At 74.4% G+C, this 21,374-nt stretch carries 10 protein-coding genes; 9 read left to right on the top strand and 1 reads right to left on the bottom strand.

Annotation, left to right across the window (positions count from 1 at the left end):
* Positions 1–90: 90 nt before the first annotated feature.
* The gene (locus tag AB0D66_RS23800) at positions 91–543 is read right to left on the bottom strand and encodes a nuclear transport factor 2 family protein (RefSeq protein ID WP_362306930.1); all 453 of its coding nucleotides are present in this window, start codon (positions 541–543) and stop codon (positions 91–93) included.
* 180 nt (positions 544–723) lie between these two features.
* Here AB0D66_RS23800 and fabG point away from each other — a divergent pair, with 180 nt between their 5' ends.
* The 9 genes from fabG to AB0D66_RS23755 all read left to right on the top strand — a co-directional run bounded on the left by fabG (position 724) and on the right by AB0D66_RS23755 (position 21,365).
* On the top strand, positions 724–1,509 hold the full coding sequence (gene fabG, locus AB0D66_RS23795; protein WP_362306927.1) for a 3-oxoacyl-ACP reductase FabG: 786 nt from the start codon (positions 724–726) through the stop codon (positions 1,507–1,509).
* Between the two features lie 21 nt (positions 1,510–1,530).
* The gene (locus AB0D66_RS23790; protein ID WP_362306924.1) at positions 1,531–2,493 is read left to right on the top strand and encodes an aromatase/cyclase; all 963 of its coding nucleotides are present in this window, start codon (positions 1,531–1,533) and stop codon (positions 2,491–2,493) included.
* A 236-nt stretch (positions 2,494–2,729) separates the two neighbouring features.
* Complete coding sequence (locus AB0D66_RS23785) at positions 2,730–5,234, top strand: FkbM family methyltransferase (protein ID WP_362306921.1); 2,505 nt, start codon at positions 2,730–2,732, stop codon at positions 5,232–5,234.
* A 15-nt stretch (positions 5,235–5,249) separates the two neighbouring features.
* Positions 5,250–6,101, top strand: coding sequence for a 3-hydroxyacyl-CoA dehydrogenase NAD-binding domain-containing protein (locus tag AB0D66_RS23780; RefSeq protein WP_215143814.1), 852 nt, complete (start codon positions 5,250–5,252; stop codon positions 6,099–6,101).
* 82 nt (positions 6,102–6,183) lie between these two features.
* The gene (locus AB0D66_RS23775) at positions 6,184–6,438 is read left to right on the top strand and encodes an acyl carrier protein (protein ID WP_069924400.1); all 255 of its coding nucleotides are present in this window, start codon (positions 6,184–6,186) and stop codon (positions 6,436–6,438) included.
* Between the two features lie 21 nt (positions 6,439–6,459).
* Positions 6,460–7,638: an acyl-CoA dehydrogenase family protein gene (locus AB0D66_RS23770; RefSeq protein WP_362306916.1), complete on the top strand. Its 1,179-nt coding sequence runs from the start codon at positions 6,460–6,462 to the stop codon at positions 7,636–7,638.
* A gap of 3 nt (positions 7,639–7,641) precedes the next feature.
* Complete coding sequence (locus tag AB0D66_RS23765; protein ID WP_362306913.1) at positions 7,642–8,715, top strand: HAD-IIIC family phosphatase; 1,074 nt, start codon at positions 7,642–7,644, stop codon at positions 8,713–8,715.
* Between the two features lie 58 nt (positions 8,716–8,773).
* A complete protein-coding gene (locus tag AB0D66_RS23760) occupies positions 8,774–20,515 on the top strand; it encodes an amino acid adenylation domain-containing protein (RefSeq protein ID WP_362306910.1) in 11,742 nt (3,913 codons plus the stop codon).
* On the top strand, positions 20,508–21,365 hold the full coding sequence (locus tag AB0D66_RS23755; protein WP_362306907.1) for an alpha/beta hydrolase: 858 nt from the start codon (positions 20,508–20,510) through the stop codon (positions 21,363–21,365). The genes AB0D66_RS23760 and AB0D66_RS23755 overlap by 8 nt, the downstream gene beginning before the upstream one ends.
* Positions 21,366–21,374: the final 9 nt, after the last annotated feature.

The following is a 21,374-nucleotide window of genomic DNA, read 5'->3' as shown; positions in this document are numbered from 1 at the left end:
CCCGGTCCTCCCGCGCCACGGGAAACGGCCGGCGGGGCCGGAGCCGACACGGCTCCGGCCCCGCCGGTCCACGATCCGTCCGCCGGTCCCTCAGGCGAGGTCGTCGCGGGTCACCAGGCGGGTCGCGACCCGCAGGGCGCCCTCGACGCGCACCAGCACGTCCTCGCAGACGCACACCCGGTGCACCTGGGAGGCGCCGCCGATGTCGGAGGCGTAGACGATCGCGTACGAGCGGACGTCCACGGCGCCGTCCGGGCGCTCGGAGACGTCGAACATGCCCATGAAGTGGCGGTGGCGCTGGCCGGCCTCGGCGAGCTGGGCGGCGGTGCGGCTGGTGGCGGCGACCAGGCCCGCCCGGCCGCGCACCGGCTCCGGCAGCGTCGGCACGTCGAAGACGGCGTCCTCGGTGAACGTCTCGGCCCAGCGCTGCGCCTCACCGAGGTCCAGCAGCTGCATCTGGTGGGCGTAGAACTGCTGGACCTCGGCGTAGAGGGCGCCGAAGGCCGCGGCGGCCTGCTGCCCGATGCCGGCCTGGATGGTCATGGAGGACTCCGATCTGGTCAGTGTCCCCACCCTCGGCGGCGCGGGTCGAGCGGGGAACGAAGACACCTCGAACCGGCCGCCCGCGGCGCGTTCCCCGACCGGTTCTCAAGCGCGGTTCGTGCGGGCGTCAAGCGGTTCAGGACACGGTCGGAGCATCAACGCCGTTCTGGAGGTTCACCGATGACGACCGAGACGAAGCGCGTAGCCCTGGTCACCGGGGGTACGAGCGGGATCGGGCTGGCCGTGGTCCGCGATCTCGCCCGCCGCGGGCACCGCGTCTTCCTCTGTGCCCGCACCGAGCAGAAGGTCAAGCAGACCGTCGAGGACCTGCGGGCCGAGGGCCTGGAGGTCGAGGGCGCCGCCGCCGACGTCCGCGACCCCGCCTCCGTCAAGGCCCTGGTCGCCGCCGCCGTCGCGGCCTTCGGCCCGATCTCCGTCCTCGTCAACAACGCCGGCCGCAGCGGCGGCGGTCCGACCGCCGACCTCACCGACGAGCTCTGGTACGACGTCATCCAGACCAACCTCAACAGCGTCTTCCTGCTGACGCGCGAGGTCCTCAAGAACGGCGGCCTCGAGGGCGCCCCGTACGGCCGCATCATCAACATCGCCTCCACCGCGGGCAAGCAGGGCGTCGTCCTCGGCGCCCCCTACTCCGCGTCCAAGCACGGCGTCGTCGGCTTCACCAAGTCCCTCGGCAACGAGCTCGCCCCCACCGGAATCACCGTCAACGCGGTCTGCCCCGGATACGTCGAGACGCCGATGGCCCAGCGCGTGCGCACCGGCTACGCGACCGCGTACGACACCTCCGAGGACCAGATCAAGCAGAAGTTCACGGCGAAGATCCCGCTCGGCCGGTACTCCACCCCCGAGGAGGTGGCCGGCCTGGTCGGCTACCTGACCACCGACGTGGCCTCGTCCATCACCTCGCAGGCGCTCAACGTCTGCGGCGGCCTCGGCAACTTCTGATCCGGAAAGCAGGACTCCACGATGCCCGCTGAGCGTGTGCACCGCACGACGCACGAGGTGACCATCGCCGCCCCCGCCGGGGTGGTCTACGGCCTGATCGCCGACGCGGCCAAGTGGCCGCTGTACTTCCCGCCCAACGTCCACGTCGAGCGGCTGGAGTCCGACGGCACCCGCGAGCACCTGCGCATGTGGGCCACCGCCAACGGCGAGATCAAGTCCTGGACCTCGCGGCGCACCCTGGACGTGGCGCAGCGCCGCATCGAGTTCCGCCAGGAGGTGCCCGCCGCCCCGCTGGAGTCGATGGGCGGCACCTGGATCGCCGAACCGCGCGGCGCGTCCTCCTGCCGGCTGGTCCTGCTCCACGACTTCACGGTCGCCGGCGACGACCCCGACTCCGTCGCCTGGGTCAAGAGCGCCACCGACACCAACAGCCTTGCCGAGCTCGGCAACATCAAGCAGCTCGCCGAGGGCTGGGAGCGCCTCGACGACCTGGTGATGTCCTTCGAGGACTCGGTACGCGTCGACGGCCCGGCCGAGCGCGTCTACGCGTTCCTGCACCGCGTCCAGGACTGGCCCGCGCTGGTCCCGCACGTCTCGCGCCTGGACCTGGCCGAGCCCGAGCCGGGCGTGCAGATCATGTCCATGGACACGCTGACCGCCGACGGCAGCTCGCACACCACCGAATCGGTCCGCGTCTGCTTCCCGCACGCCCAGCGCATCGTCTACAAGCAGACGGCGACGCCCCTGCTGATGTCGGCCCACACCGGCGAGTGGTCGCTCGTCGAGGACGCGGCCGGCGTGACCGTCACCTCGCAGCACAGCGTCGTGCTGCGCGAGGAGAACATCGCCCGCGTCCTGGGCCCCGAGGCCGGCATCGCCGAATGCCGCCGCTACGTCCGCGAGGCGCTCGGCCGCAACAGCACGGCGACCCTCAACCTCGCCAAGGCCCACGCCGAGTCCCAGGTCCCGACCCGCGCCGCATAGCTCCCCGTGGCCGCGTCCACTGCTGCTCCGGCTCTGCTCAAGGAGTCCTGACCACGCTGGTCACGACGGAATCCTCGGACGGACACCAGGGCGGCACGCGGGCGCTCCTCACACATGTGCAGCCCCGGTCACCCAGGCCGGGGTTGCTTTGCGTGCACCTGCGGCACCCGCTGTTTTGGCCTGAGCGGCCGTGATCCGGCCGCTCGCCCGGTTTTCCGACACACCCAAGGAGAGGTATGACCCCCAACACGATCACCGCCGAGGAGAGGCACGAAGCGGCGGGTCCGCCGACCGGTCCGCTCCCGTTCCACCTCGACCTGGTCAGCGGGACCAACGGTGCCTCCCTCGACGCCGGACTCGCCGCACTCAAGGCCGCGGGCGCCGTTTCGGCCGCCGCCCCGGTGACCCGGCGCGCCGCGGGCGGCGGCGACGGCTCCGGCGCGCACCGCGGCGCCGTCCTGACGGGCCCCGAGGGCCCGGCCGAGCTGGGTGCCAAGGAGACCGGCGCCACCGCCGCGCCGCTGGCCTTCCTCTTCCCGGGTCTGGGCGACCACTACCTGGGCATGGGCCGCGACCTGTACCGGGACTTCCCCGTCTTCCGCGCCGAGGTCGACCGCTGCGCCGAACTCCTCGCCCCCGACCTCGGCCTGGACATCCGCGAGGTGATCTTCCCGGCCGGCGCCGAGCAGGCCGCCGCACCGCAGGCCGGCGACGGGGCGAAGGCGCCCGCGATGGACCTGCGCCGCATGCTCGGCCGCGACAGCGGCCCGGTCAGCGCCGAGGAGCGCCGGCTGAACGCCACCAAGCTGGCCCAGCCCGCCCTCTTCGTCATCGAGTACGCCCTCGCCGGACTGTGGCGCAGCTGGGGCGCCCGCCCCGCCGTCCTGACCGGCTACAGCCTGGGCGAGTACGTGGCCGCGACGTTGGCCGGGGTGCTCTCCCTCAAGGACGCGCTGACCCTGGTCGCCCGCCGCGCCGCCCTCATCGACGCGCTGCCGCAGGGCGCCATGCTCGCGGTCATGCTGCCGGAGCAGGACGTGGCGGCACTGCTCGGACCGAACCTCTCGCTGTCCGCCGTCAACGGCGACGCCTTCTGCGTGGTCGCGGGCCCCGAGCAGGACATCGCCGCGCTGGAGGCCTCCCTGCGTACGCGCGAGGTCGTCAACCGCCGGGTCGCCACCACGCACGCCTTCCACTCCACGATGATGGAGCCGGTCGCGGAGGAGCTGACCGCGCTCGCGCGGACCCTGACGCTCAACGCGCCGAGCATCCCGTACGTCTCGAACGTCACCGGCGAGCTCATCACCGACGAGCAGGCCACCGACCCGCGCTACTGGGCCCGCCACCTCGTCAGCCCGGTCCGCTTCGCCGACGGCCTGCGCGCCATCGGCGAGGAGCACGTCCTGCTCGAGGCCGGCCCGGGCCAGACCCTCGCCAGCCTCGCCACCGAGGTCCGCGGCGTCGGCAACGGCTCCGTCATCGCCTCGATGCGCCACCCGCTGGAGCGCCGCTCCGACACCGCCGTCGCCCTCAAGGCGCTGGGCCGGCTGTGGCTGGCCGGCGGCGCCGTGGACTGGACGGTCCACCCCGCCCAGGACCTCGCGACCGACGGCACCGCCGCCCCGGCCCCGGCCCCGGCCGCCGCCGCGGGCGAGCCCGGCGCCACCGAGCAGGAGCTGCACGGCCTGTGGGCCCGGCTGCTGAAGACCGAGGAGCAGCTCCCGCGGGACGTCTCCTTCTTCGAGCTCGGCGGCAACTCGCTGCTGGCCACCCGCCTGATCCTGCGCATCAGCCGCTCCTTCTCCGTCGAGCCGACGCTGCGCCAGATCTACGAGTGGGCCACGCTCGCGCGGACCGCGACCGCCCTCGACGCGCTGCGCGAGGGCCGGGACCCGCAGGAGGCGCTGGCCGGAGAGGGGTCCGGCTCCTCGCACACCGGAAGCTCCCTCGCCCGCTTCAAGCTCCCCAACGGCCTGATGGTCTCCCACCAGAACGAGGCGGAGACCCTCCACTTCTACGAGGACATCTTCGACCACCGCGTCTACGCCAAGAACGGGATCACCCTTCCCGACGGCGCCACCGTGGTCGACGTCGGCGGCAACATCGGCCTCTTCACGCTCTTCGCGCACTACGAGGCCAAGGACGTGACGGCCTACACCTTCGAGCCGGCCCCGCCGCTGTTCGAGCTGCTCAGCCGCAACGTCGCCGAACACGGCGTCGACGCCCGGCTGTTCAACATCGGCATCTCCGACAGCGAGTCCGAGGCGCGGTTCACCTTCTACCCGCGCAGCTCCGGCATGTCCTCCTTCCACCCGGACGAGGCGGAGGAGAAGCACAACCTGCGCACGATCATCGCCAACCAGCGCGAGGCCGGCGGGGACGAGGCGGCCGACCAGCTCGCCGAGTACACCGAAGAGCTGATGGACGTGCGCTTCGAGGCCATCGAGTTCACCGCGAAGCTGCGCCCGCTGAGCGCGGTCATCCGCGAGCAGAACATCGAGCGCATCGACCTCATCAAGATCGACGTGCAGAAGAGCGAGCGCCAGGTCATCGACGGCATCGCCGACGAGGACTGGCCCAAGATCCAGCAGATGGTGCTGGAGGCGCACGACGCCGACGGCGAGGTCGCCCGGCTCGTGGCGCTCCTGGAGAGCCGCGGCTTCACCGCGCACGCCGAGCAGGACGAGCTGTACGCCGGCACGGACATCCACAACATCTACGCCGTACGCGGCGCACGCTAACGGAGTCGACCACCAATGGAATTCACGACAGCAGGAGTCGTCGGAGCCGGCGTCATGGGCGTCGGCGTCGCACAGAACCTCGCCCAGACCGGCCACCGCGTCGTCCTGGTCGACGTCTCCGAGGAGATCCTGGAGAACGCGCGCAAGGAGCTGCGCAGCAGCCTGCGGGCCTTCGCCATGTTCAACCGCAAGGCCGCGGTGGACCCCGCCGAGGTCTTCGAGAAGATCGAGTTCACGACCGACTACGAACTGCTCGCCAAGGCGGACTTCGTCGTCGAGAACGTGACCGAGGAATGGGCGATCAAGGAGAAGGTCTACAAGGAGCTCGACCGGATCTGCCGGCCCGAGGTCGTCTTCGCCGTCAACACCTCGGCCATCTCCATCACCCGCGTCGGCTCGGTCACCAGCCGCCCCGAGCGCGTCGTGGGCATGCACTTCATGAACCCGGTGCCGCTCAAGCCGATGGTCGAGGTCATCCGCGGCCACCACACCACCCCCGAGACGATCGACACCGCCCGCCGCTTCCTCGCGGAGCTGGGCAAGGAGTGCATCGTCGTCGAGGACGTCCCGGGCTTCGTCTCCAACCGCGTCCTGATGCTCACCATCAACGAGGCGGTCTTCCTCGTGCAGGACGGCGTCGCGCCGCCGGCCGACGTGGACCGCATCTTCAAGACCTGCTTCGACCACAAGATGGGCCCGCTGGAGACCGCCGACCTCATCGGTCTCGACACCATCCTGAAGTCCGTCGAGGTGCTCTACGAGAGCTTCAACGACAGCAAGTACCGGCCGGCGCCCCTGCTCAAGAAGATGGTCGCCGCCGGCCTGCTGGGCCGGAAGAGCGGCCAGGGATTCCACACCTACCGCTGACCGGGCGCCGCGCGGGCACCGACCGCCCCCGCCCCCTGACCCCGCCCCCTTCCCCGTACCGAAGACGACAGGACGGACAGAGATGAGCACGGACAACAAGGCCAGGATCGCGGAGTACCTCTCCCGCTTCATCCCGGTGCAGGACCTCAAGGACGACCAGGACATCTTCGAGCTCAGCTTCGTCAGCTCGATGTTCGCGATGCAGCTCGTCTCCTTCGTGGAGCACGAGTTCGGCATCACCGTCGAGAACGAGGACCTCGAGCTGGAGTACTTCCGCTCCATCAGCGCCCTCGACGCGTTCGTCAGCCGCAAGCTGGCCGCGTCGGTCCCCCAGTAGGCCGAGCGGAGCCGACCCCAGATGACGACGATGCTCACCGCGGAGCAGGCGCAGGCCCAGAAGGAGTTCCGGGCCTTCGCCGACACCCGTGTCGCCCCGTACGCCGACGCCTGGCACCGGGCCCAGCGCACCCCGCCGGAGGCCGTCCGGCTGCTCGCCGACGAGGGCCTGCTCGGGCTGCCGGTCCCGGCCGAGTACGGCGGCGGCGGCAGCGACGCGGTGACGCTCGGCCTGCTCGCGGCCGAGCTCGGCCGCGCCTGCTCCTCGCTGCGCAGTCTGCTGACCGTGCACACGATGGTGGCGCACGCCGTCGCCCGCTGGGGCACCCGCGCCCAGAAGGACACCTGGCTGCCCCGGCTCGCCCGCGGCGAGCGCGTCGCCGCGCTCGCCGTGTCCGAGCCGGGCACCGGCAGCGACGCCTCCGCCGTCACCACGCGGGTCACCCGCGACGGCGAGGACTGGATCCTCGACGGCCACAAGAAGTGGATCACCTACGGCGAGACCGCCGACCTGTTCCTCGTCGTCGGGCGCGGCGAGCAGGGCCCCACCGCCCTGCTGGTCGAACGCGGCACCCCGGGCCTGCGCACCGAGCTGATCGAGGACATGATCGGCATCCGCGCCTCGATGACCGCCCACGTGTACTTCGACAACTGCCGTGTCCCGGGCGAGAACCTGCTGGCCCGGCCGGGCCTGGGCGTCTCCCACGTGACCGGCGCGGCCCTGGACCTCGGCCGGTACACGGTCGGCTGGGGCTGCGTCGGCATCCTCGACGCCTGCCTGGACGCCAGCACCGACTACGCGGCCGAGCGGGTCCAGTTCGGCGTACCCATCCGGGAGCACCAGCTGGTCCGCCGCATGATCAGCGAGATGTACACCTCCGCCCGGGCGGCCCGGCTGCTGGCCCTGGAGGCCGGCCGGCTGCGCGACGCCCGCGACCCGGGGGCCCTGGCCGCCACCTCGACGGCCAAGTACTTCGCCTCCACCGCCGCCGCCCGCGCCGCCACCGACGCCGTGCAGATCCACGGCGCCAACGGCTGCGGCCCCGACTACCCCGTACAGCGCCTGCTCGGTGACACCAAGGTCATGGAGGTCATCGAGGGCAGCTCCCAGCTCCACCAGGTCGGCCTCGCCGAGTACGCCTTCCAGGAGCGGGCCCCGTTCCGCCGCACCCCCGCCGCCGCAGCCCGTGGAAGTGAGTGACCGATGACGACGACCACCGAGACGACGACCGCCCCCGCCCCCGCCCTCAAGACGGCCACCGTCAAGTGCGTGGTGTGGGACCTCGACAACACCGTCTGGGACGGCGTCCTCCTGGAGGACGCCCAGGTCACCCTGCGCCCCGAAGTGGTGGAGACCCTGCGGATCCTGGACGAGCGCGGCATCCTGCACTCCGTCGCCAGCCGCAACGACCACGCCGCGGCCATGGCCAAGCTGGAGGAGTTCGGCATCGCCGAGTACTTCCTCTACCCGCAGATCAACTGGGGCAACAAGTCCGAGTCCGTGCAGGCCGTCGCCAAGGCGATCAACATCGGCATCGACACGCTCGCCTTCGTCGACGACCAGCCCTTCGAACGCGACGAGGTCGCCTTCGCCCACCCGCAGGTGCGCTGCATCGACGCCGTCGACGCCGCCGGCATCCCGGACCTGCCCGAGATGCACCCCCGGTTCGTCACCGCCGACTCCCGCGAGCGCCGCCACCTCTACCGGGCCGACGCGCAGCGCAACGCCGCCGAGGAGTCCCACGAGGGCACCTCGGAGGAGTTCCTCGCCTCGCTCGGCATGCGCTTCACCATCAGCCCCGCCGAGGAGCGCGACCTCCAGCGCGCCGAGGAGCTGACGGTCCGTACGAACCAGCTCAACGCCACCGGCTACACCTACTCCTACGAGGAGCTGGACGCCTTCCGCCGGTCCCCGGACCACGACCTGCTGGTCGCCGGCCTGGAGGACAGGTACGGCACCTACGGCAAGATCGGCCTCTCGCTCGTGGAGCGCGGCGAGGACGTGTGGACCGTCAAGCTGCTGCTGATGTCCTGCCGCGTCATGTCCCGCGGCGTCGGATCCGTCCTGCTCGGCCACCTGATCCGCGAGGCCCACCGGGCCGGGGCGAAGCTGCGCGCCGAGTTCGTGCCCACCGACCGCAACCGGACCATGTACATCACCTACAAGTTCGCCGGCTTCCGCGAGATCGCGAAGAAGGGCGACATCTCGGTGCTGGAGAACGACTTCTCCCGGCTCCCCGAGTTCCCCCCGTACATGGACGTCACGCTCGGGAACTGACCCGGCTCCTCCCCTCCCTTCCCCCGACCCCAGACGGCAGTGCCACAGAACGAGACGGATGGCCAAGATGAGCGCCCAGGCGAACGAGGACCGGCTCCGGCGGGCCATGGCTGCGGTGATCCAGCTGCAGCAGCGCAACGCCGAGCTGGAGAACGAGCGGCACGAGCCGGTGGCGGTCGTCGCCATGGCCTGCCGGCTCCCGGGCGGCATCACCACGCCCGAGGAGTTCTGGGAGCTGCTGGCCGCCGGCCGTGACGCCATCGGCCCGCTGCCCGCCCGCTGGGACGGCCTGGACCTGTACGACCCGGACCCCACGGCGACCGGCAAGAGCTACGCGCAGGAGGGCGGATTCCTCGACGGGCTCGAGGAGTTCGACGCCGACTTCTTCGGCATCTCCCGGCGCGAGGCCGTCTCCATGGACCCGCAGCAGCGGCTCGTCCTGGAGGCCTCCTGGGAGGCGCTGGAGCGGGCCGGGCTGCGCCCCGACACCATGGCCGGCAGCCGCACCGGCGTCTACCTGGGCGCCATGCGCTCCGACTACGACACCGGCAACGCCCCCCTGGAGGTCCTCGACGGATACCAGGGCACCGGCATCTCCGGCAGCGTCGTCTCCGGCCGGATCAGCTACGCGCTCGGCCTGCAGGGCCCGGCCCTGACCATCGACACCGCCTGCTCCTCCTCGCTGGTCGCCATCCACTCGGCGGTCGCGGCGCTGCGCGGCGGCGACTGCGAACTGGCCCTGGCCGGCGGCGTCACCGTGATGAGCTCGCCCGCCATGTACGTGGAGTCCAGCCGGCTCGGCGCGATGGCCCCCGACGGGCGCTGCAAGAGCTTCTCCGCCCAGGCCGACGGGGCCATCTGGTCCGAGGGCGTCGGCATCCTCGTCCTGAAGAAGCTGTCGGCGGCCCGGCGCGACGGCGACCCGGTGCTCGCGGTGATCCGCGGCTCGGCCGTCAACCAGGACGGCCGCAGCCAGGGCCTGACCGCCCCCAACGGGCCCGCCCAGCAGCGGGTGATCCGCGACGCGCTCGACTCCGGCCGCCTGACCCCCGCCGACATCGACGCGATCGACGCGCACGGCACCGGCACCCCGCTGGGCGACCCCATCGAGGCCGGCGCCCTGGCCGAGGTCTTCGGCCCCGGACGCGACGGGGACCGGCCGGTGTGGCTGGGCTCCGCCAAGTCCAACCTCGGCCACACCCAGGCCGCCGCCGGTGTCGTCGGCGTGATGAAGATGATCCTCGCGCTGCGCCACGAGGCGCTGCCCCCCACGCTGCACGCCGCCGAGCCGAGCCCGCAGATCCCCTGGCAGGACAGCGGCCTGCGGCTCGTGCAGGAACTGCGGCCGTGGCAGCGCGGCGAGCGGGTGCGCCGGGCCGGCGTCTCCTCCTTCGGCATCAGCGGCACCAACGCCCACGTCATCGTCGAGGAAGCCCCCGCCCCCGCCGAATCCGGGGCCGAAGCCGCGTCCGCCGGGCCCGCTGCCGAGCCCGCCCCGGCCGGGGCCCAGGCCGGCCCCCGCCCGCTGCTCGTCTCCGGCTTCGACCCGGCGGCGCTGCGCGCGCAGGCCGCCGCCTGGGCCGACTGGCTCACCGCCCGCCCCGACGCCCACTGGCCGGACGTCCTGCGCACCGCCGCCCTGCACCGCACCCCGCTGGAGGCCCGCGCCAGCGTCCTCGCGGCCGGACCCGCCGAGGCCGCCGAGGCGCTCACCGCCCTCGCCGCGGGCCTGCCGCACCCGGCCGTCACCTCCGCCACCGCGCGCGAGCGCGGCAAGGCGGTCTTCGTCTTCCCCGGCCAGGGCTCGCAGTGGCTCGGCATGGGCCGCGAACTCATGGAGCAGAGCCCGGTGTTCCGGGACGCGGTCCAGGAGTGCGACGAGGCCCTCGCCCCGTGGACGGGCTGGTCCGTCGCGGCGTTCCTGCGCGGCGAGGCCGACCCCGAACTCACCCTGGAGCGCATCGACGTGCTCCAGCCCGCCCTGTTCGCCGTGATGATCGGCCTGGTCGCCGTCTGGCGCTCGCTCGGCGTCGAGCCGGCCGCCGTGGTGGGCTCCAGCCAGGGCGAGGTCCCCGCCGCCGTCGTCAGCGGCGCCCTCACCCTCGCCGACGGCGCCCGGCTGACCGCGCTGCGCTCGCAGGGGCAGCTGCGCGAGTGCAGCGGCCGCGGCGCGATGGCCCTGGTCGAGCTGCCCGTGGCGCGCACCCGCGAGCTCATCGAGCCGTACGGGGCCGCCCTGTCGGTGGCCGTGGTCAACACCGCCGGCTCCACCGTGGTCTCCGGCGACGTGGACGCCGTGGAACGCCTGCTGGCCGAGCTCGAGGGCGGCGACGTCTTCTGCCGCCGCATCCAGTCCGACACCGCCGGCCACAGCGCGCACATCGACCCGATGCTGCCCTGGCTCGCCGAACAGCTCGCCGACCTGCGCCCCGGCGCGGCGACCGTGCCGTTCTACTCGACGGTCACCGGCGCCGTCGTCGAGGGGACCGGCCTCGACGGCTCCTACTGGTGCCGCAACGTCCGCGAGACCGTCCGCATGGACCTCGCCCTGGCGCAGCTCGTCGCCGACGGCCACGGCGTCTTCGTCGAGATATCCCCGCACCCCGTCCTCGGGATGCCCCTGACCAGCGCCACCGCCGACAGCGACGGCGCCGTCGTCGGCAGCCTGCGCCGCGACCAGGGCGGCCTCGACCAGCTGCTGCGCTCGCTGGGCGCCCTGCACACCCAGGGCTACGAGGCCGACTGGACCCGGGTGTTCGCCCCGGCCGACGGCTCCGCGGCCCGGCTCGCGGACCTGCCCACGTACGCCTTCCAGCGCAAGCCCTACTGGACCGACGTCCCCGGCTACCGCCGCCTCGACGAGGCCGAGATCGCCGCGCTCGGCCGCGCCGCCCAACACGGCGCGGGCGAGGACGCCACCGGCCCGGCCGCCCTGCGCGCCCGCCTCGCCGCCCTCGGCGAGGGCGAACGCCTCGACGTCCTCACCGACCTCGTCCGGCGCGAGGCGGCCGCCGTCCTCGGCGCCACCGAGCCGGTCCCCGCCGAGAAGCGGCTCCAGGAGCTCGGCCTCGACTCGATCATGGCGCTCCAGCTGCGCAACCGGCTGACCGAGCTGACCACCGCCACCCTCCCCGCGAACCTCGCCTTCCAGCACCCCACCGCGCAGGACATCGCCACGTATGTGATCGAGCACGCCCTGCTCGCGCACGCCCTCGGCGCACTGCAGAGCGCGCCCGCCACGGCCCTGGAGCGCTCCGGGGCGCGCGGCGCGCACCCGGCGACCGACGGCCAGCGCCGGCTCTGGTTCCTGGAGCAGCTGCGCCCCGGCAGCGCCGAGTACCACACCCCCCTCGTGCTGCGCACCGAGGAGCGGCTCGACCCCGCCGCGCTGCGCTCCGCCCTGACCTGGGTGACGGCCCGCCACGAGGCGCTGCGCACCTCGCTGGCGACCCGCGACGGGGCCCTGGCCCAGATCGTCCGGGCCGAAGCCGAACCGCAGTTCACCCACGAGGACCTCAGCCACCTCGACCCGCGGGAGCTCGACGCCCGGGTGCGCGAGGAGGAGCGCCGGCCGATGCCGCTCGACGGCCCCGCCCTGCTGCGCTGCCTGCTCGCCGACACCCATGACGGCGGCCAGCTGATCGGCATCTTCCTGCACCACGCCGTCACCGACGGCTGGTCCCTGTCCGTCTTCACGCAGGAGCTGCACGCCGCCTACACCGCCTACGCGGACGGCGGCGCCCCCCAGGCGCCCGAACCCGCCTTCCAGCTCGGCGACTTCGCCGCCTGGGAGCAGCGCGCCCTGGAGGAGGGCCATTTCGCCCGGGGCCTGAGCGTGATCGGCGAGCGGCTCACCGGCATGGGCCGCCTCGAACTGCCCGCCGCCGACGGCGCCGGCGAGGGCGGCACCACCGGATTCACGCTCCCCGCCGAACTGCGCACCCGGGTGGAGGAACTGGCCACCCGCACCGGGGTCACCCCCTACACCGTGTACGCGAGCGCCTTCGCGGTCCTGCTGGCCCGCACCACCGGGGCGTACGACTTCGGCCTGGGCACCGTCTGGGCCAACCGCCAGCTGGCCGGCACCGAGGGCCTGCTCGGCTTCCTCGTCACCACCCTGCCGCTGCGCTGCGAGCTGACCGGCGACCCCAGCTTCGAAGAGGTCCTCGCGCAGGCCGCGCCGCGCGTCCTGGAGCTGATGGAGCACCAGGACCTGCCGCTGACCGAGCTCGTCAAGGCCGTCGGCGGCGAGCGCACCGGCGAGGACAACCCGCTGTTCAGCGCCGTCTTCAACTACCGGGCGAGCAGCCTGCCCGCGCTCGGCGAGGGGCGCGGCGCCTGGGTGCCGTCCGCGGACGCCGCCGTGGGCGGCGGCCCGCGCGGGGTGGCCAAGTCGGCCGTCGGACTGACCCTCGCCCCCGACGGCGAGGGGCTGGTGGGCGAGGTGGAGTTCCTGCCCGGCGTCCTCGGCGCCGACGCGGCCGCCCGCCTCGCGGACAACTTCCGGACCCTGCTGGAGTCCGCCGTCGCCGATCCGGCCCGGCCCATCGGCGCCCTGGAGCTGATCTCGGGCGAGGAGCTGGCCTGGCTGGAGGAGCGCGGCGGCCGGGTGTCCGGCGAGGCCGCCGGCCCCACCGCCCTGGAGCGGATCCTGGCCCAGGCCCGCCGCACCCCCGACGCGCCCGCGCTGGTCGACGGCGGCCGCACCTGGACCTACGCACAGGTGGTGGCCCGGGCCGCGGCGATGGCCGGGCACCTGCGCTCCGCCGGAGCCGGCCCCGACGCGCTGGTCGGCATCCACCTGCCGCGCTCGGCGGACCTCGTGGTGTCGGTGCTCGCGACCTGGCTCGCGGGCGGCGCGTACGTCCCGCTGGACCCGGAGTACCCCAAGGCCCGCCTGGAGCACGTGATCCGCGACAGCGGCCTGTCCCTGGTGGTCTCCACCCGCGACGGCTCGCCCGAGGTCGCCGCCGACGACGTGGCCGTCCTGCTGGCCGACGCGCTGGCCGACGGTGCGGACCGGGACGGCGGCCCGCAGGGCCTCCCGCAGGACCCGGACACGCTCCCGGGACTGTCCGACCTCGCCTACGTCATCTACACCTCGGGCTCCACCGGCCTGCCCAAGGGCGTCCAGCTGGAGCACGCCCAGTTCGCCACCTTCTGCACGGCGATGGACGAGCGGGTCGGCGGCGGCTCCGGCGACACCTGGCTCGCCGTCACCAGCCTGTCCTTCGACATCTCCACGCTCGAACTGCTGTGGACCCTGACCCGGGGCTACCGGGTGGTCGTGGGCCGCGGCGGCCCGGCCGGCTGGGCCGACTACCTCCCCTACGCCCCCACCCACCTGCAGTGCACGCCCTCCCTGGCGCGCATGCTGCTGGCCGACGCCGACGGCCGCTCCCTCGTCCAGGGCCTGGACCGGATGCTGGTCGGCGGCGAGGCCCTGGACCGGGGCCTGGCCCGCAAGCTGGACCGGCTGTGCCCCGGCGGCCTGATGAACATGTACGGGCCGACGGAGACCACCGTGTGGTCGGCGGCCTGGGACGCGGTCCCGGGCGAGGTCTCGCTCGGCCGGCCGCTGCACGGCAACCTGCTGTACGTCCTGGACGCGGCCGGACAGCGGGCGCCGCGCGGCGCCCGCGGCGAGCTGTTCATCGGCGGCCTCGCCGTCGCCCGCGGCTACCTGAACCGGCCCGAGCTCGACGCCGAGCGCTTCCTCGCCGACCCGTTCGCCGGGGACGGCGCCCGCATGTACCGCACCGGCGACGTCGTGCGCTACCGGGCCGACGGCTCCCTGGAGTTCTGCGGCCGCGTCGACGCGCAGGTCAAGCTGCGCGGCCACCGCATCGAACTCGGCGAGATCGAGGCCGTCGCCGCCGAGCACGCCGGCGTCGCCGAGGCCGCCGCCGTGGTCCGCGAGGACGTGCCGGGCGACCCCCGGCTGTGCCTGTACCTCACCGCGGCCCCGGGCCGCACCGTCGCCGACGAGGAGCTGCTCGCCGCGCTCGCCGGGCGGCTGCCCGCCTACATGGTCCCGTCCCGGCTGGTCCACCTGGCCGAACTGCCGCACACGCCCAACAAGAAGGTCGACCGGAACGCCCTGCTGCGCCTGGACGCCCCGGCGCCGGCCGCCGCGGCCGCACGCGCCGCCGACGCCCGGGAGGCGGCGGGCGAGGGCGGCCTCGAGGCCCTGGTGTCCGGCGCCTGGGCCGACGTGCTCGGCATCCCCGTCGTCGACCCCGACAAGGGGATCTTCGACCTCGGCGCCAACTCCATGAGCGCCCTGGAAGCCCACAAGATCATCTGCGCGGGCCTGGGCCGGGAGTTCCCGCTCTCCACCCTCTTCCGCTACCCGACCGTCCGCCAGCTCACCGCCTACCTGCGCGACGGCTCCCACGCCACCCTCGCCCGCCAGCAGTCCGCGGCCCGCCGCGAACGCTCCGGCGAGGACGCCGTCGCCATCGTCGGCATGGCCTGCAAGCTGCCCGGCGCACCCGACGTCGACACCTTCTGGCGCAACCTGCGCGGCGGGGTCGAGTCGATCACCCACTTCAGCGATGAGGAACTGCGCGCGGCCGGCGCCACCGAGGAGGAGCTGGCCGACCCGGCCTACGTCCGCTCGCGCGGCCTGATCGACGGCGCCGACCTCTTCGACGCGGCCTTCTTCGACTACTCGCCGGCCGAGGCCGAGGTCATGGACCCGCAGCACCGGCTCTTCCTGGAGGCCGCCTGGCAGGCCCTGGAGCACGCCGGCATCGTGCCGGCCGCCTTCGACGGCAACGTGGCCGTCTTCGGCGGCACCGGCTTCGGCGGCTACCACCAGGACGCCTCGGGCGACCTGTCCTCCTTCTACCGCTCGATGATCGGCAACAAGAACGACTACCTGGCCACCCGCGTCGCCCACAAGCTCGACCTGCGCGGACCCGCCCTCTCCGTCCAGACCGCCTGCTCCACCGGCCTGGTCGCCGCCCACCTGGCCCGCGAGAGCCTGCTGCGCGGCGAGTCCGACGTCGCCCTGGTCGGCGCCTCCTCGCTGACCATCCCGCTCAAGCGAGGCTTCGTCCACCAGCCCGGCCTGGTCGTCTCCCCGGACGGCAAGTGCCGCGCCTTCGACGAGAAGGGCGCGGGCACCGTCTTCGGCAGCGGCGTCGGCATGCTCGTCCTGCGCCGGCTGTCCGACGCCGTCGAGGCCGGGGACACCGTGTACGCCGTACTGCGCGGCAGCGCCGTCAACAACGACGGCGCCGCCAAGGCCGGATTCACCGCGCCGAGCGTCCAGGGACAGGCGTACGTGATCGCCGAGGCCCAGGCGTCGGCGGGGGTCACCCCGGACAGCGTCGGCTTCATCGAGGCGCACGGCACCGCCACCTCGCTGGGCGACCCCATCGAGGTCCAGGCCCTCCAGCAGGTCTTCGGCTCCGCCGAGCGCGCGGAGCCCTGCGCGATCGGCTCGGTGAAGACCAACATCGGCCACGCGGACGCCACCGCGGGCATCGCCGGGCTCATCAAGGCCGCCCTGGCCGTGCACCACGGCGAGCTCGTGCCCAGCCTCAACTTCGAGCACCCGAACCCGGAGATGGGCCTCGACCCGAACCTCTTCTACGTCAACACCGAGACCAAGCCCTGGCAGGAGGACGGACCGCGCCGCGCCGGCGTCTCCTCCTTCGGGATCGGCGGCACCAACGCCCACGTCGTCCTCGAACAGGCACCGGACACCGACCCCGCCGCGCCGCAGCGCCCGGCCGGGGAGGTCCCCGTGGTCCTGTCCGCCCGCACCGACGCCGCCCTGCGGGAGCAGGCCGGCCGCTGGGCCGACTGGCTGGAGGAGCACCGGCAGGTTCCGCTCGCCGACGTCGCCCACACCGCGGCCCTGCGCCGCACCCACTTCGCCCACCGGGCCGTGGTCAGCGCCGCGACCGCGGACGAGGCCGCCGCCGCGCTGCGCGCCCTCGCCGAGGACCGCTCGCACGCCGGCGTCGGCCGGGCCACCGCCCGCGGCCGCGGCCGCACCGTCTTCGTCTTCCCCGGCCAGGGCAGCCAGTGGGACGGCATGGGCGCCGCCCTGCTCGAACAGTCGCCCGCCTTCGCCCGGACCGTCCACGACTGCGACGCCCTGCTGGCACCCCAGCTCGGCTGGTCGGTCACCGACGTGCTGCGCGCCACCGGCGGACCCGAGCTCTCCGCCCGCCGCCTGGACGTGGTCCAGCCCGTCATGTTCACCATGTACGTCGCCCTGGCCGCCGCCTGGCGCGAACTGGGCATCGAGCCCGACGCGGTGACCGGGCACAGCCAGGGCGAGGTCGCCGCCGCCGTCGTGGCCGGCGCGCTCACCCTGGAGGAGGGCGCCCGGATCATGGCCGTCCGCAGCCGCGCCCTGCAGGCGGTCGCCGGGGTCGGCGCCATGGCCGTCGTCGAACTCCCGCTGGCCCAGGTGCAGGAGCGGATCGCGCCGTACGGGGACGCCGTCTCCGTCGCCGCCGTCAACACCCCCACCTCCGTCGCCCTGTCCGGCGACGCCGACGCCATCGAGGACCTGCTCTTCGCCCTCGACGACGAGGACGTCGTCTGCGGCAAGCTGGAGGCGCCCGTCGCCTCGCACAGCCACTGGATGGACGCCCTGCTCCCCGGCCTCGAGGCCGACCTCGCGGACCTGGCACCCGCCGCGGGCCTGCTGCCGTTCTACTCCACCGTCACCGGCACCCTCCTCGACGGCCGCGAACTCGGCGCCGCCTACTGGTGCCGCAACCTGCGCGAACCCGTCCGCCTCGACCTCGCCCAGCAGCAGCTGATCGACACCGGCCACGACGTGTTCATCGAGGTCAGCCCGCACCCCGTGCTCGCCATGCCGCTCACCGAGGGCAGCGCCGACGCCCTGGTGGCCGGCACCCTGCGGCGCGGCCACGGCGACCGCTCCGAACTCCTGCGCACCCTCGGCGAACTGCACACCCACGGCCACCGCGTGCCCTGGGAGCGGATCTGGGCCGGCGCCGACGCCGCCCGGGTCGCCGAACTGCCCTCGTACGCCTTCCAGCGCCGCTCCTACTGGATCGACCCGCCGACGCCCGAAGCGGCCCCCCGCGCCGCCGCCGACCAGGCCTTCTGGGAGGCCGTCGGCGAGGAGGGCCCGGCCCGGCTGGCCGAGCTGCTCGACGCGCCCGAACGCCTCCGGGAGGGCATCGGGGAACTGCTCCCGCTGCTGTCCGCCTGGTGGCAGGGCCAGGAGTCGCGCGAGACCGTCGCGGGCTGGCTCTACGAGGACGCCTGGGAGCTGTCCCCGGTGCCCGCCGGCCGGGCCGCCTCCCTGGCCGGGCCCTGGGCGCTGGTGACCACCGACGCCGAAGCCGCGACGGCCGACGCCGTCGAGGACGCCCTGCGCGCCGCGGGGGCCACCCCCTACCGCGTCGGCGCCACCGCCGACCGGGCCGCGCTCGGCGCCGCCCTGGCCGCCCTGCCCGAACCGCCCGCCGCGGTCCTCACCCTGGGCTCCCTCGACGGCACCCCGGACGGCTCCGGCTCCACGGCGGGCTTCGCCACCACCCTCACCCTGCTCCAGGCGCTCGGCGACCTCGGGCTCGACGCCCCGCTGTGGGCGCTGACCCGCGGCGCGGCCGACACCGACGGCGCCGGCACCCCCGCGCCCCTGCAGGCGCTGGTCACCGGCCTCGGCCGGGTCGCCGCCCTGGAGGACCCGCTGCGCTGGGGCGGCACCGTCGACCTGCCCGCACAGCCCCACCCGGGCTGGGCCGGCGCCCTGGTGGCCTGCCTCGCCGCGGGCGACCACGAGGACCAGGTGGCACTGCGCGCCGACGGCCGCCACGTACGCCGCCTGCGGCGCACCGCCCCGCGCCCGGCCGGCCCCAAGGCGTGGTCCACCCACGGCACCGCGCTGATCACCGGCGGCCAGGGAGCCCTCGGCCTGCACCTCGCCCGGCGGCTCGCCGCACGCGGAGCCGAGCACATCGTGCTCGCCTCCCGCCGCGCCGGGGCCGCCCCCGAGACGGAGCTGCTGCGCACCGAGCTCGCCGCCCTGGGCGTCGAACTCACCCTGGAGCAGGCCGACGTCAGCGACCGCGGGCAGGTCGACGCACTGCTCGCCCGCACCGGCGACCCGCGGCGCCCGCTGCGGACCGTCGCCCACCTGGCGGGCCTGTCCCGCCCGGCCGCCCTCACCGGCCTCACCCCCGAGGCCGCCGCCGAGGAGAACGCGGCCAAGGTGCACGGCGCCTGGCACCTGCACGAGGCCCTCGCGGGCCGCGAGCTCGACGCGTTCGTCCTCTACGGCAGCGGCGCCAGCCTCTGGGGCGGCGCCGGGCAGGCCGCGTACGGCGCCGCCAACACGGCGCTCGACGCGCTCGCCCGCCACCGCAGGTCCCAGGGGCTCACCGCCACCGTCCTGCACTGGGGCGGCTGGGCCGGCGGCGGCATGGTCACCGCCGAGGCCGAGCGGGCCGCCCGCTCCCGCGGCCTGCGCACCATGGCGCCCGAACTCGCCCTGGACGCCCTCGACATCGCCCTCGGCGCGGGCCTCGCCGCGCTCGGCGTCGCCGACATCGACTGGGCGGCGTTCGCCCCCGCCTACCGGGCGGCCCGCCCGCGCCCGCTGCTCGACACCCTGCCCGAGGCCCGCGAACCGGAGGCCGAGCAGGCCCCGGACGCCTCGGCCGGAGCGGAACTGCGCACGGCCCTGGCCGGACAGCGCCCCGAGGAACGCCAGGCCACGCTGACGGCCCTGGTCAAGGGCGAGGTCGCCCCCGTCCTGGGCCTGGCCGAGGCGGAACTGGACGCGGACCGGCCGCTCCAGCAGCTGGGCCTGGACTCGCTGATGGCCGTGAAGGTACGGGGCGAGCTGACCCGGCGCACCGGCCTCGCGGTCACCACCGAGGCGATCCTGCGCCACGCCACCTGCGAGGGCATCGCCGCCCACCTCGGCGCCACGCTCGCCCCCGAGGGCAGCGCACCCCAGGCCCCGGCGGCGGGTCGCGGCCAGGACAACCCCTGGCTGCGCGTCCTCAAGCCGGCCGAGAACCCGCGGGCCCGGATCGTCTGCGTCGCCGGCATGGGCGGCACCACCGGCGGCCACGTGCCCCTGGTGCGCCACCTGCCCGACGACGTCGAACTCCTCGGCGTACAGCTGCCGGGCCGCGAGGGCCGCTCCGACGAGGAACCCGTCACCGACATGATGGCCCTCGCCGACCAGGTCGTCGCCGCCCTCGCCGGCCGGCTCGCCCCGGACGCGGGCGCGGCGCCCGTCGTCCTGTACGGGCACAGCCAGGGCTCCTGGCTGGCCTGGGAGGTCGCGCACCGGCTCGCCCACCGGCCCGCCGTACCGCCGATCGCCCTCGTCGCGGCCTGCGCGCTGCCGCCGCTGGCCCCGCTCACCCCCGGTCTCGACCGGCTCGGCGAGCTCACCGGCGACCTGGACGGCGCCGACCCGCGCGAACTGGCCGCCCTCCTGGAGGGGCTGCTGCCCGACGAGGTCCTCGCCAGCGAGGAGCTGCTCGCCGAGTACGTCCAGCGGCTGCGCACCGACACGGTGCTGGCCGAGAACCACCGGGCGGTGCTGCGCGGCGCCAACCGCCCGGCCCTGGACATACCGCTGTTCGCGGTGTCCGGCACCGCCGACCCGGTGCTGCCCGCAGGGTCCATGGAGGTGTGGCGCGAGCTGACCGGCGCCCTCTACGTACCCCGCGCCATCGAGGGCTCCCACGCCGCGCCCATCACCAACCCCGAGGCCATGGCGGCCGAACTCATGAACGCGATCGCCACGATCGCCACCAGCCTGGAGGAGAACCATGCCTGAGACCGTGCGCCCGGACGGGGCGCGGATCCACTACGAGGTGCGCGGCACCGGCTTCCCCGTCCTGCTCATCGGCCCCGGCGAGATCCCCGGCCAGTGCGACACCGAGCGGGCCGCCTTCACCGAGACCGCCGACGCCCTCGCCGGGCAGTTCCAGGTGATCACGGTCGACGCGCGCCACCAGGGAGCCAGCACCGCCCCCGCCGAGCCCTTCTGCTACGGACGCACCGCCGCCGACCTGCTGGCCGTCCTCGACGAACTCGGCGTCGAGCGCGCCCACATCGCCGCCTCCGGCGCGGGCACCGCCCAGGCCTGGCGGCTGGTCCAGGACGCCCCCGAGCGGATCGCGTCCGTCGTCGCCCACGCACCCGTGGGAATCGCCGAGGGCAACGGCTTCGGCGACTTCCTGGCGACCTTCGACGAGCCGATGCGCCTGCCCCGCGCCGAGGGCGTCGACGGAGTCATCGAGGAGGCCGGCCGCGGCGGCGGCTTCGCGGCCCGCCCCGGCGCCGGACCGTACGCCCGCCAGCTCGAGGGCTCGCCCGAGTTCCGCGAGGAGATCCGCACCCTGCGCCGCGAGCGCTACATCGTGCGCGTCGTCCGGTTCCGCGACGGCGTCTGGCCGCAGGGCTCCGCCTACTTCTCCGTACCGGAGGAGTCGATGGCGGCGTTCGGCGCGCCGTTGCTGGTGCTGCCCGGCGACAGCACGCTGGCCCCCGCCGCGCTCGCCAAGCGGCTCGCCGCCGACGTGCCCGGCGCCCGCCTGCTCGACGGCCCCGCCGACACCGCCGACCGCCGGACGGAGACCCTCGCGGCGGTCGTCTCCTTCCTCCTCGAGACCACCGCACGCTGAAGGAGACGT

It is taken from the genome of Streptomyces sp. NPDC048270, assembly GCF_040652335.1.
GTDB lineage: Bacteria > Actinomycetota > Actinomycetes > Streptomycetales > Streptomycetaceae > Streptomyces.
The sequence above is the reverse complement of the archived record's forward strand: the minus strand, read 5'-3'. Positions and strand labels throughout refer to the sequence as shown.